13 protein-coding genes are annotated in these 12,437 nt (G+C 72.2%); 11 read left to right on the top strand and 2 right to left on the bottom strand.

The window, feature by feature from the left end; genetic code table 11:
* The 7 genes from LUW87_RS04600 (at window position 1) to LUW87_RS04570 (ending at window position 6,386) form a co-directional block, all read left to right on the top strand.
* Window positions 1-777, top strand: a complete 777-nt coding sequence (locus LUW87_RS04600; protein ID WP_232669899.1) for a pseudouridine synthase — start codon at window positions 1-3, stop codon at window positions 775-777.
* Window positions 778-788: 11 nt separating this feature from the next.
* Window positions 789-1,157 carry a chorismate mutase gene (aroH, locus tag LUW87_RS04595; RefSeq protein WP_232669898.1) on the top strand — a complete coding sequence of 123 codons (369 nt, stop codon included), beginning with the start codon at window positions 789-791 and terminating at the stop codon, window positions 1,155-1,157.
* A gap of 10 nt (window positions 1,158-1,167) precedes the next feature.
* The gene (locus tag LUW87_RS04590; protein ID WP_232669897.1) at window positions 1,168-2,286 is read left to right on the top strand and encodes a prephenate dehydrogenase; all 1,119 of its coding nucleotides are present in this window, start codon (window positions 1,168-1,170) and stop codon (window positions 2,284-2,286) included.
* Entirely contained in the window at window positions 2,283-3,734 is a 1,452-nt protein-coding gene (locus tag LUW87_RS04585; RefSeq protein WP_232669896.1) for a 3-phosphoshikimate 1-carboxyvinyltransferase, read from the top strand. The genes LUW87_RS04590 and LUW87_RS04585 overlap by 4 nt, the downstream gene beginning before the upstream one ends.
* A complete protein-coding gene (gene cmk / locus LUW87_RS04580; protein ID WP_232669895.1) occupies window positions 3,731-4,390 on the top strand; it encodes a (d)CMP kinase in 660 nt (219 codons plus the stop codon). Before LUW87_RS04585 ends, cmk begins: the two co-directional genes overlap by 4 nt.
* Window positions 4,387-5,103 (top strand): lysophospholipid acyltransferase family protein, encoded by a 717-nt coding sequence (locus tag LUW87_RS04575; protein ID WP_232669894.1) that lies wholly within the window; start codon window positions 4,387-4,389, stop codon window positions 5,101-5,103. The genes cmk and LUW87_RS04575 overlap by 4 nt, the downstream gene beginning before the upstream one ends.
* Before the next feature lie 110 nt (window positions 5,104-5,213).
* Window positions 5,214-6,386 (top strand): acyl-CoA dehydrogenase family protein, encoded by a 1,173-nt coding sequence (locus LUW87_RS04570; protein ID WP_430300529.1) that lies wholly within the window; start codon window positions 5,214-5,216, stop codon window positions 6,384-6,386.
* A 39-nt stretch (window positions 6,387-6,425) separates the two neighbouring features.
* Here the strand turns inward: LUW87_RS04570 and LUW87_RS04565 are convergent, their stop codons facing one another.
* Together LUW87_RS04565 and ispH are read right to left on the bottom strand one after the other, a co-directional pair.
* The gene (locus LUW87_RS04565) at window positions 6,426-6,980 is read right to left on the bottom strand and encodes an HD domain-containing protein (protein ID WP_232669892.1); all 555 of its coding nucleotides are present in this window, start codon (window positions 6,978-6,980) and stop codon (window positions 6,426-6,428) included.
* Between the two features lie 73 nt (window positions 6,981-7,053).
* On the bottom strand, window positions 7,054-8,115 hold the full coding sequence (gene ispH, locus LUW87_RS04560; protein ID WP_232669891.1) for a 4-hydroxy-3-methylbut-2-enyl diphosphate reductase: 1,062 nt from the start codon (window positions 8,113-8,115) through the stop codon (window positions 7,054-7,056).
* Window positions 8,116-8,197: 82 nt separating this feature from the next.
* Between ispH and LUW87_RS04555 the strand changes: the two genes are divergently transcribed.
* From LUW87_RS04555 to LUW87_RS04540, 4 genes are all read left to right on the top strand, one after another.
* Window positions 8,198-9,580: a DUF512 domain-containing protein gene (locus tag LUW87_RS04555; RefSeq protein WP_232669890.1), complete on the top strand. Its 1,383-nt coding sequence runs from the start codon at window positions 8,198-8,200 to the stop codon at window positions 9,578-9,580.
* Window positions 9,577-11,019 (top strand): ribosome biogenesis GTPase Der, encoded by a 1,443-nt coding sequence (gene der / locus LUW87_RS04550; RefSeq protein WP_232669889.1) that lies wholly within the window; start codon window positions 9,577-9,579, stop codon window positions 11,017-11,019. The genes LUW87_RS04555 and der overlap by 4 nt, the downstream gene beginning before the upstream one ends.
* Before the next feature lie 66 nt (window positions 11,020-11,085).
* Window positions 11,086-12,162: a PP2C family protein-serine/threonine phosphatase gene (locus LUW87_RS04545; RefSeq protein WP_232669888.1), complete on the top strand. Its 1,077-nt coding sequence runs from the start codon at window positions 11,086-11,088 to the stop codon at window positions 12,160-12,162.
* 62 nt (window positions 12,163-12,224) lie between these two features.
* Window positions 12,225-12,425: an endonuclease Q family protein gene (locus LUW87_RS04540; protein WP_232669887.1), complete on the top strand. Its 201-nt coding sequence runs from the start codon at window positions 12,225-12,227 to the stop codon at window positions 12,423-12,425.
* Window positions 12,426-12,437: the final 12 nt, after the last annotated feature.

Here is a 12,437-nt window from a genome sequence, read left to right as displayed (position 1 = left end):
GTGCCCGACGACCGCGCCGCGCCGGATGGTACGGGCCGCACCGCACCCGTGCTCTCCGAGGGTGAGCGCCTGCAGAAGGTGATGGCGGCGGCCGGGCTGGGTAGCCGTCGCACCTGCGAGGACCTCATCGCCGGTGGCCACGTCACGGTCAACGGCGACGTCGCCCGACTCGGCCGCCGCATCGATCCCGAGGCCGACGTCGTCGCCGTCGACGGTGTGCCCGTCGGGCTGAGGGCCGGGCGGGTCCACTACCTGTTGAACAAGCCGGCAGGGGTGGTCACCACCGCCGACGACCCCCAGGGGCGCGCCACCGTCGTGGAGCTGGTGCCCGATGAGCCCCGTGTCTTCCCCGTGGGCCGCCTCGACCTCGACACCGAGGGCCTGCTGCTGCTCACCAACGACGGCCAGCTGACCCATCGCCTCACGCACCCGTCGTTCGGGGTCGACAAGGAGTACGTGGCCCACGTGGAGGGCACCCCGACGCGTGCGGCCATCCGGCAGCTGCGCGAAGGCGTCGAGCTCGAGGACGGGCGCACCGCGCCGGCGCAGGCATCGCTGGTGGCCCCGTCCATCATCAAGCTCGTCATCCACGAGGGCCGCAACCGCCAGGTGCGGCGCATGTGCGAGGCCATCGGCCACCCCGTCAGCCGGTTGGTGCGCACCCGCATCGGCCCTCTGTCAGACCGCCGGCTGAAGCCGGGCACGTGGCGCGAGCTCACCAACGACGAGGTGCGGGCCCTGGAACGGGCCGCCGGGCCCCGACCGGACCAGGGGTAGGCTCGCCGGCCGTGACCGCCGCTGTGAGAGCCCTGCGTGGGGCCACGACCGTCGACGCCGACACCGCCGAGCAGGTGCGGGCGCGCACCGTCGCGCTGCTCCAGGCCATGCTCGACCGCAACGGCGTGCACCACGACGACATCATCAGCGTGCTGTTCACCGCCACCGATGACATCCACAGCGTCTTTCCCGCCACGGCGGCCCGCGACGTCGGGTTCGGCGACATCCCCCTGATCTGTGCCCGCGAGCTCGACATCGTCGACGCCACCGAGCGCTGCATCAGGGTGCTCATGCACCTCACGACCGAACGGGCCCGCGACGAGCTGCGTCACGTGTACCTCGAGGGGGCGGCGGGCCTGCGCGACGACCTGCCGGAGTGACGTGGCCACCGTGTCCGGGTCCGCAGCGGCCCCCGACGAAGACGGGCCGGTGACACCCGCGTCGGCGGGGCGACGAGCCCTGGTGGTGGGCACCGGTCTGGTGGGCGGCTCGATCGCTCTGGCCCTGCGGCGAGCCGGGTGGTTCGTGCTCGGTCGCGACCGTGACCGAGCCACCCTGGATCGGGCCCTCGACCGAGGGGCGATCGATGCGCTCGCCCCCGACGGACCGGTGGACGCCGACATCACCTTCGTGGCCGTGCCGGTCGGTTCCGTCGCCGACGAGGTGGTGCGGGCCCTGGCCGACACCGGGGGACTGGTCACCGACGCCGGCAGCGTGAAGACCCCGATGCTCGACCTCATGGGCGACCCGCGCTACGTGGGCGGTCACCCCATGGCCGGGTCCGAGCTCGAAGGGGTCGACGGCGCCCGCGCCGACCTGTTCGAGGGCCGCACCTGGGTGCTCACGCCCGTGGCCGGCACCGACGACGACGCCTACGCCCGGGTGCGCGGCGTCATCACGACCTTCGGCGCCGAGGTCGTGGCCATCCCTCCGGAACGCCACGACACCATGGTCGCGGTGGTCTCCCACGTGCCCCACCTCACCGCGGCGTCGCTCATGGGCCTGGCCGACGAGCGGGCCGAGCAGCACCGGGGGCTGCTGCGGCTCGCGGCCGGCGGCTTCCGGGACATGACCCGCATCGCCGCCGGCCACCCGGGCATCTGGCCCGACATCTGCGCCGAGAACCGCACGGCGATCGTCGAAGAGCTCAGCCGTCTCATCGCCGCGCTCTCCCAGGTGCGCGACGTCGTCGCCGACAACGACCGGGATGCCCTCGTGGCTGTGCTCGAACGAGCCCGGGCCGCTCGACTGGCCCTCCCGGCGCGCTTCAGCCGTCCGGAGGACCTGGCCGAGATCCGCGTACCGATCGTCGACCGCAAGGGGGCCCTGGCCGAGATCATGGTGCTGGCCACCGAGCTCGACGTCAGCGTGGCCGACATCGAGATCGCTCACTCGGTCGAAGGTGACGAGGGCGTGCTGATCCTGCTGGTCGAGGCGGCTCTCGGTGAGCGCCTGCTCGGCGGGTTGCTGGCCCAGGGCCACCGGGCGACGCTCCAGGTGCTGACATGACCGCCGCGGCCAGCCCGCCGGGTGCCCCGCTCCCGGACCCGTACGAGGTGCTGCCCTTCGCGGGCCCGGTCGACGCCGTCGTGCGCCCGCCCGGCTCCAAGAGCATCACCAACCGAGCGCTCGTCGCCGCCGCCCTGGCCCCCGGGCGCAGCGTGCTGACCGGCGTGCTCTTCGCCGACGACACCGAGGCCATGCTCGACTGCATCGCCCGCCTGGGCGCACACGTGCGCATCGACCGGCCCACCCTCACGGTCACCGTCGACGGTGTCGGCGGACGCATCGCGGATGGCCCCGTCGATCTCGACGCCCGGCTGTCGGGCACCACGTCGCGCTTCGTCCTGCCCATGTTGACGCTGGGCGCCGGTCCGTACCGCCTGGACGGGGCGGAGGCCCTGCGAGCCCGTCCCATGGGCCCGGTGCTCGACGCGCTGCGAGCCATGGGGGCCGAGGTGGTGGAGGAGGGCCGACCCGGCCACCTGCCCGTCACCGTGCGGGGCACGGGCGGCCCGCCGGCGTCGGGCGCGAGCTCGCTCGGTGGCGGGGGCGCGACGAGCGCGCCGATCCCTCCTGCACAGGTGCTCGACCTGCCGGGCGACGTGTCCAGCCAGTTCGTCTCCGGGCTGTTGTTGAGCGCCCCGTGCGGCCCTCCGGGCACCATGACGGTGCGCCTCACCACGACACCCGTGTCGGTGCCCTACCTCGACATGACGGTGGCGGTGATGCGCTCCTTCGGCGTGCCGGTCGAACGCCCGGACGCGCGCACCTTCGTCATCCACCGGCCTGGTCCGTCGTCGCCGGACGATCGCTCCGAGCCCTGGGGCTACCGAGCGGCCGCGTCGTACACGGTGGAGCCCGACGCCTCGGCGGCGTCGTACTTCTTCGCGGCGGCGGCCATCACCGGCGGACGGGTGCGGGTCGAAGGGCTCGACCCGGACTCGCTGCAGGGCGACGTGGCCTTCGTGGACGTGCTCGAGCGCATGGGCGCCACCGTGGTGCGCGAGCGCGACGGCATCGAGGTCCGAGGCACCGGCACCCTGCGCGGCGTCGAGGCCGACTTCGCCGACATCTCCGATACCGCCCAGACCCTCGCCGCGGTGGCGGTCTTCGCCGACTCGCCCACGCGGGTGCGCGGCATCGGCTTCATCCGCGGCAAGGAGACCGACCGCATCGCCGCGGTCGTCTCCGAGCTGCGCCGCTGCGGGATCGATGCCTCCGAGCACGACGACGGCTTCAGTATCCGCCCCGGCGCCCCTCGTGCCGCGGTGGTGCAGACCTACGACGACCACCGCATGGCCATGAGCTTCGCCCTGCTCGGACTGAGGGCCGCCGGCGTGGCCATCGCCGATCCCGGGTGCGTGGCCAAGACCTTCCCCGACTACTTCAGTGTGCTGGAATCGCTGCGGCCACCGCCTGGCGACGACCGGCCCCACGCAGGGAGCGACCGATGACCGAGAACGACCAGGCCCCGCTGCGGGTGATCGCCATCGACGGCCCCGCCGGATCGGGCAAGTCCACGGTGGCCCGAGCGGTGGCCGAACGGGTGGGACTGCCCTACCTCGACACCGGTGCGATGTACCGCTCGGTGGCCTTCGCCGCCCTGCGGGGCGGGGTCGATCCCGAGGACGGCGAGGTGGTGGGCAACCTGGCCGAGTCGCTCAGCATCGACGTCAGCCCCGAGGGCACCGTGACGGTCGACGGGGTCGACGCCACCATCGAGATCCGCGGGCCGGAGGTCACCCGGGCCGTGAGCGTGGTCGCCGCCAACCCCCGCGTCCGCGGTGAGATGCGCCGCCGTCAGCGCGAGTGGGCCGAGGTCCGGGGGGGAGGGGTCATGGAGGGTCGCGACATCGGCAGCGTGGTGTTCCCCGATGCGGCGCTGAAGGTGTACCTCGATGCGGCCCCCGAGGTGCGAGCGGCCCGTCGCTCCAAGGAGGTCACCGACCTCGACTACGAGACGGTGGCGGCCGACCTGGCTCGCCGCGATGCCCTGGATCAGGGCCGCGAGCACGATCCGCTGCGTGAGGCCGACGGGGCCTTCGTGGTCGACACCAGCGACCTGAGCATCGACGACATCGTCGACGTCATCCTGGAGCGCCTCGGATGACCCGGCGCGAGCTCCACGTCCCGGCCGGACACGAGCTCGGCGAGGACCTGAGCAGGTCGCAGAGGATCTTCTACGCGGTCATGCGAGCCCTCATCGCCGGTGGGGCCCGGCTGTGGTTCCGACTCGAGGTCCATGGTCGCGAGAACATCCCCGCCACCGGTCCCTTCATCGTGTCGCCGATCCACCGCTCCAACGTGGACACGCCCCTCCTGGCGCCGATCACCCGACGGCGCTTGCGCTACATGGGCAAGGAGTCGCTGTGGACCTCGAGGTTCGGGGGGTGGTTCCTGACCTCCCTCGGTGGGTTCCCCGTCGAACGGGGCACCGCCGACCGTGACGCGCTGCGCGCGTCCATGACCGTCATCGAGCGGGGCGAGCCCCTCGTGATGTTCCCCGAGGGGACGCGACAGAGCGGACCCGAGATCGCCAAGGTGTTCGACGGCCCCAGCTACGTCGCCTGCCGCACCGGTGCGCCGATCCTGCCGGTGGGCATCGGCGGGAGCGAGCGGGCCATGGCCAAGGGGTCCAAGTGGGTGCGTCCGGTGAAGATCGTGATCGTCGTCGGCACCCCCATCACGCCGCCTCCGAAGGGCGAGAACGGGCGGGTCCCCCGTCGGGCCGTCCGGGAGGTCACGAGCCAGCTGGCGGTCGCCATCCAGGCGCTCTTCGACGAGGCCCAGGCGCTGGCCGGGTCGCCCAACCGGCACGGCTGAGCCCGTCTGGAGGGGGCACCCCAGCCACGACCCCGGGCTCGATCCGACAGGGCATCGGCCGCCGCCGTGCGCCGGCGGGGCGCGCTGTCGGCTACAAACGAGGCATGACGATGACTCTGGGGGACACCGGCACCGACCTCGTGGCGGCCATGGCCGACGTGGTGACCGAGCAGGCGGGGGCCGCCGAGGCCGCCCGCACCATGACCGCGCCGATCGTGGAGGCCATGTGGGACACCGGTCTCATGCGCCACATGAACCCGGCGCCGGCCGGGGGGAGCGAACCGGGCTTCGCCGAGATGCTGGCGACCTGGCAGCAGATGGCCTGGCTCGACGGCTCCTTCGGCTGGATCGGCATCGCCAACCTGCCGTCGGCGGCGGCGACCGCGGCCTACCTGCCCGACGAGGGCTTCGACGAGGTGTTCGGCGACCTGTCCGAGCGGGTCACCCTCGGTGGGCAGTTCGCCCCCAACGGCCAGGGCGTCAAGGTCGACGGCGGCTACCGGGTGAGCGGCTCGTGGAACTTCGGGTCCGGGACCGGCCACTCGGCCTGGGTCTGCGCCGGCTTCCTCCCGATGGACGACGGTGAGATCGTCCTCGACGACGACGGCCAGGTGCAGCTCCTCGCCGGCGTGTTCCCACGCGAGGACCTGACCTTCACCGACGGCTGGCACGTCCAGGGCCTGAAGGGCACCGGCTCCTACGACTACAACACCACCGACACGTTCGTGCCCGAGCACCGGGTGTTCAACCTCTTCGAGCGCACCCCTCACCGGGGCGAGGGGCCGGCGTTCCGCATGGGCCTCATGGCCATCACCGCGGCCGGACATGCCGGCTGGGCGCTGGGCGTGGCCCAGAGCATGCTCGACGACGTCGCCGAGCTGGCCCTGAGCAAGGTCCGCATGAGCGACATGGAGACCCTGGCCAACCGCCAGACCTTCCAGCGCAACTTCGCCCACCACACCGGCATGTGGCGGGCCGCCCGCCTGCTGGTCCTCGACGCCTTCACCACCGCCGAGGCGGCCGTGACCGCCGGGGAACCCCTCACGCCCAGGATGCGCGCCGACATGCGCATCGCTGCCACCTACGCCACGGAGGCCAGCCGCGAGGTGGCGCAGTGGTGCCACCTCGCTGCCGGCACCACGGCGATCCGTGAGGGCAGCCGGCTCGAGCGGGCCTTCCGCGACATCTACACGGGCACCCAGCACGCCTTCATCAGCGAGAAGACCTACCTCGAATCGGCTCAGGTGCTGCTCGGCCTGGCCGAGGACCACCGGGGCCTCTGACGCCGGCTCCTCGGGCCGTCCGGCTCGGGCCCGGGGTCGCTACATGCGGGCCTGGGCGGTGACCTGGCGCACCAGCGGCTCGAAGTGCTCGAGCGGCAAGGTGTCGTACTCCGGGTCGAAGGCCACCTGGTCCCACTCGTCGGCGAAGCGCTCCGCCAACGCCCACTCCTGGTCGCTGAGCTCGGCCCGGTGGGCGTCGCGGGCATCGGGGTCGCCGCCGAAGTGGGCGTAGTAGTGGCGACCCTGGAAGTCCTGGTGGACGCGGATCATGGCGTAGACCTCGGGCCGCACGTAGGGCTTGATCATCTCCGCGGAGATCGCCGGGTGGTTGGGCACGCTGATCGCCTTGCCCACGTCGTGCATCAGCGCCGCGAAGACGACGTCGTCGTCGGCGCCGGCCCGTTCGGCGAGGGTGGCCGTCTGCAGGCAGTGGGTGAGCTGATCGGTGCCGAACCCGTCGGTGATGCTGGACAGGGCGCGCAACAGCTCGAGCATCCGCTCGGCCACGCGGCCCTGGTTGGCCGACGTGGCCGCGCCGATCTCCATCCAGTCCTCGAGGGTCGACTCGTCCATGCGGGTGAAGGTGGCGGGCATGTCGCCCAGTGTGCCATCGGACACGTCCGACGTCACCGTCGGGCGGGTCGGCCCGAGGACACCGCCGGCGGGATCAGCCGAGCCTGGCGAGCACCTCGCTGGCCGCGACCAGGCGATCGTTGACCGGCGGCCGATCCTGCGTGGGACCCCCGAGCAGGAACCCGGCCGCGGTGTCGACGCTCGACAGCAGGTCGCGGAGGTTGCGAGGCGGTGGGAAGTACTCGTCCTCGGTGGTGATGCGCACCTCCTGGACGCCTCGAGCGGGGGCCAGGCGGGCGATCACGGTCTCGACGAGCTCCTCGGGGGCCGATGCCCCGGCCGTGACCCCGACCGTGCCGTGCAGGTCGTCGGGTACCTCATCGGGCCCGTTCACCCGGTAGACCCGCGCACAGCCGGCGGCGCGGGCCAGCGACTCCAACGCCCGGGTGTTGGACGAGTTGGCCGAACCGATGACGACCACCGCATCGCAGCTGGGGGCGATCTCCATCAACGCCGACTGGCGGTTGGTGGTGGCGAAGCAGAGGTCGGAGCGGCCCGGCATCCACAGCTCGGGAAACCGCTCACGGGTGGCGTCGAGGACGCCGGCCCAGTCGCGGTGGCTCAGCGTGGTCTGGGCCAGCAGGGCGACGGGTCCGTCGAAGCGGGGGAGGGCGTCGACCTCCTCGACCGATTCGACGCGGTGGATGGCCTCGGGGGCGACCGCCATGGTTCCCTCGGCCTCCTCGTGCCCCTCGTGGCCCACGTAGACGATGTGGTAGCCCTTCCCGGCGCGGACCTTGACCTCGTGGTGGACCTTCGTCACCAGGGGGCAGACGGCGTCGACGACGTAGCCGCCGTTGGCCTGGGCCGCCGCCACCACCTCGGGCGCCGACCCGTGGGCCGACAGCATGACCGGTCGACCCGGCGGCACGTCGGCGATGTCGTCGACGAACACGACGCCCAGGTCCTCGAAGCGGCGGACCACCTTCTGGTTGTGGACGATCTCGTGGTAGCAGTAGACCGGCGGCTCGAAGGCCCGCACCATCCAGGCCAGGGCCTTGATCGCCATCTCGACGCCGGCGCAGAAGCCACGGGGAGCGGCCAGGAGCACGGTCTGCACACCGGTGGCACCGGCGGTGGGTGAGGCTGCATCCATGGTCGCAGGGTATCGGCGGCGGCGTGTCACCGAACGGGCGGGAATGCGTGTCTGGCCAGGGGCGCCGGTAGCCTCGGCAGCCATGTCCACGCCCCGTGTCGTCGCCGTCGCGCCCGCGTCGCCGGCCGCTCGGGCCGGGGTGCTGCCGGGTGACGAGATCCTGTCGCTCAACGGCGAGGTGCCGCGCGACGTCATCGCCTACCGGTTGCTGGCCGACGAGCCCGAGCTCGACCTCGAGGTCGGCCGTGGCGGGTTGGCGCTGCAACTCGAGGTGGTGAAGGGCGCCGGAGAGCCTCTGGGCGCCGAGATCGAGTCGGCCCTGTTCGATCAGGTGCGCACCTGCGACAACCACTGCGAGTTCTGCTTCATCTACCAGTTGCCGCCGGGACTGCGAAAGAGCCTCTACCTCAAGGACGACGACTACCGCCTGTCCTTCCTCTACGGGAACTTCACCACCCTGACCCGCTTCACCGAGGCCGACCTCGAGCGCGTGATCACCGAGGGCCTCGGCCCACTGCACGTCTCCATCCACGCCACCGATCCCGAGGTCCGCGCCGAGATGCTGCGCAACCGGCGGGGGGCGACCAGCCTGCGATGGCTCCGGGCACTGCTCGACCACGGCATCGAGGTCCACGGCCAGGTCGTGGTGTGCCCGGGGCGCAACGACGGGGCGATCCTCGACGACACCTTCGCCGGGGTGCTCGACCGGTACCCCGAGCTGGCGTCGCTGTGCGTGGTGCCCCTCGGCGTGAGCCGCTACAACCCCGAGCCGGGGATGCGGCCCCACACCCTCGCCGAGGCCGCCGCCGTGCTCGACGCGGTGCACGACTGGCAGGAGGTCTACCGCGCCACCCTGGGTCGGCGGCTGGTCTTCGCGGCCGACGAGTACTACCTGCTCGCCGAGGCGCCCTTCCCCGAGGCCGAGGCCTACGAGGGCTTCCCCATGCACGAGGACGGGGTCGGGATGGCCCGCACCTTCGAGCAGGAGTTCACCGGCCGGGTGGCCGAGCCGACCGGGGTGGCGTCGGGGTTCTTCGCCTGGGTCGACGGGGCACCCGCCGAGGGCTACCGCGCCCCTCGCGCCAGCGGGGCCGCCGGGGGCGACAGCGGCGCCTCCGTGCGTCTGCGCCCCCGCCGGGGAGCGCCCGTCGGGATCCTCACCGGGGTCTACGGCGCCGCTGTGCTGGGGCCCCTCGTCGAGGGGTTCGGCCGCGACGACGTGCGGATCGTCCCCGTCGAGAACGAGTTCTTCGGCGGCAACACCGGCGTCGCCGGCCTCATGGTGGGCGCCGACCTGGCCCGCGTGCTCGCCGACCAACCCGAGACCCACCGCTACCTCTTGCCCGACGTGTGCCTCTCGCAGGGCTACTTCCTCGACGGTACGAGCCCAGCCGACCTGCCCCGCCCCGTCGAGATCGTCGCCACCGACGGCATCGCCCTGCGGCGCGCCCTGGAGGAACGATGATCGACGACCCCAGCCCGACCCCACCCGACCACGACGACGAGGTCCTCGATCCCTTCGCCGACCCCTACGACACCGAGGCCGACCGCCAGGCCGACCTCGACGGCGCCGACGCCCTGGCGCCGGCCAGCTCCGAGCTCCCGGTCGTGGCGGTCGTGGGGCGGCCCAACGTGGGCAAGTCCACGTTGTTCAACCGGATCCTGGGGCGGCGCGAGGCGATCGTCGAGGAGCGACCGGGCGTGACCCGGGACCGCAAGGAGATCGTCGCCGACTGGCGGGGTCGCGAGTTCCGGCTGGTCGACACGGGCGGATGGATGCCCGGGGGCAGCACCCTCGACGAGAAGGTGTCCCGCCAGTCCGAGAAGGCCATCGCCGACGCCGACGCCGTGCTGTTCGTCGTCGACGCCACCGTCGGCATCACCGAGGAGGACAGCCGGGTCGCGGCCATCCTGCGGCGCAACGCCCGCCCGGTGCTGTTGGTCGCCAACAAGGTCGACGACACCAACCGTGAGGCCGCCATCTGGGAGCTGCTCAACCTCGGCGTGGGGGACCCGCTGCCCGTGAGCGCCCTGCACGGCCGGGGGACCGGCGACATGCTCGATCTGCTCGTGGACCTCCTGCCTCCCGCCCCGGACGAGCCCGACGACGACGTCGGCCCCGTCGACGAGAAGGACAAGGTCTTCTCCGTCTCCATCGTGGGACGACCCAACGTCGGCAAGTCCACGTTGTTCAACCGGTTGATCGGCGACGACCGCTCGGTCGTCCACGACATGCCGGGCACCACCCGCGACGCCGTCGACACCGTGGTCGAGACCCCGGACGGGCCGGTGCGCTTCGTCGACACCGCCGGCATGCGACGCCGGGCCCGGATCGACGAGGGCACCGAGTACTACTCCCTCGTGCGGGCCCTGCAGGCGATCGACCGTTCCGACGTCGCCCTGCTCGTCATCGACGCCACCATCGGGATCACCGCCCAGGACCAGCGCCTGGCCGAGCGCATCGACGCCGCGGGCTGTCCGATCGTGGTGGTGCTCAACAAGTGGGAGCTGCTCGACGCCGAGCAGCGCGACGAGATCGGCTATCAGATCAGCCAACGCCTCCACTTCGTCGGCGAGGCTCCGGTGCTCAAGATCAGCGCCCTCACCGGCAAGGGCGTGCACCGGATGCTCCCGGCGCTGGCGGGAACCATCGAGGACTACCACCGTCGGGTTCCCACCCGGAAGGTCAACCAGGTGATCCGCGCCGCGCAGGCCTCACAGCCGGCCCCTCACGGCGCCCGGGTGCTCTACGCCACCCAGGGCGCCACCGACCCGCCCACCTTCACCTTGTTCGCCAACAAGGAGATGCCGGCGTCGTACCTGCGCTACCTCGAGCGTTCCCTGCGCGAGGCGTTCGACATGGGGGCCACCCCCATCAAGATGCGGGTCCGCAAGCGCGACTGAGCCGGCCCGCCACGCTGCGTGGTGGGGCCGATGGGGGTCACACCCCGGCACTACGCTCGCTGCCGTATGGACCAGCCCCTCCTCGTCGTCGTGACGTTGGCCGGCTTGGTGGCGGCCGTGGTGTGGGCCCGGTCGGCGCGCTATCGGCTGCGCCAGCTGCGCCGCCTCGAGAACGCCGAGGGTGATCCCGAGACGCTCACCCTGGTGCGATCCGACTTCCGTAAGGACGCCCTGTCCTCGGCCACCTACCTGCTCATCGCCGGCGTGGCGCTGGTCTTCGCCTGGCGGGCCGGCCGCTTCGAGTCCCTGGCCCTGTTCGCGCTCGCCGTGCCGGCCATCGTCTCGGTGGTGCTCGGCCGCAACTTCGTCGCCGAGGCGCGGGTGGCGCAGGCCCGCAGCGAGCTCGAACGGCGGGCCCAAGAGGTGCTGACCCAGGACGAGCTGGCCCCCCGCCGCTGGGCCGAACGTCTCGCCCCCGAGAGCCTGCCCGCCTTCGAGGGGTTCGAGATCGGCCGGGTCTACCAGCCCGGTGACGGCCTCATGGCCGGTGACTTCTACGACCTGATCCGGTTGAGCCCGACCCGCATGGCGGCCGTGATCGGCGACGTGTCGGGGCACGGGATCGAACCGGCGATCACCGCCTTCCAGGCCAAGTACCTGTTGCGGGTCTTCCTGCGCCAGTACCGCGATCCGGCCCAGGCGCTCGAGGAGCTCAACGCCCAGATCACCGCCGTCGGGGGGCCCGAGGAGTTCATCTCGCTGTGCGTCGTGGTGTTCGACACCGCCGCCGGCACGCTGCGCTTCGCGTCGGCGGGACATCCCGCGGCGTGGATGTGGCACGACCGCGACCTGCGCCCCCTGCGGGCCACCGGCCCCATCTTGATGCTCGACGCCGGCGCGGAGTTCACCAGTCGTGAGGTCACCCTCGAACCCGGCGATCTCTGCCTGCTCTACACCGACGGCCTGTCGGAGGTCCGAGATGGCGAGCACCTGTTCGGCGAGGACCGCATCGCCCAGATCGTCAGACGTGATCCCGGGGCGGGGCCCGACGTACTGTGCAAGTCCCTGCTCGAGGCGGCCAGCGACTTCTCGAGCGGACCCCTGCAAGATGACGTCGCCATCCTCGCCATCCGACGGACCTGAAGCCTCGGGCCCGGCATCGGGCCCGGTGCGCGTCGCCGGACACCCCCCGCAACGAGGTCCCCTTGCCGTTCTGTGAGGACTGCGACAAGTTCTGGAGCCCGAACTCCATGCCCCCGGACGGCGCGTGCCCGACCTGTGGTCGTCCCATCGCCGAGCCACCGAAGTCCGGCCGGGCGCCGTGGCACTTCTGGGTGCTCGTGGTGGCGCTGGTCCTCTACCTGGGGTGGCGGGTCGTCGAGGGCGTGCAGTGGTTCCTGAGCTGACCGGACGCCCGA

The sequence above is a fragment of the Rhabdothermincola salaria genome (assembly GCF_021246445.1).
Classification (GTDB): Bacteria; Actinomycetota; Acidimicrobiia; order Acidimicrobiales; family Acidimicrobilacustridaceae; genus Rhabdothermincola_A; species Rhabdothermincola_A salaria.
The sequence above is the reverse complement of the archived record's forward strand: the minus strand, read 5'-3'. Positions and strand labels throughout refer to the sequence as shown.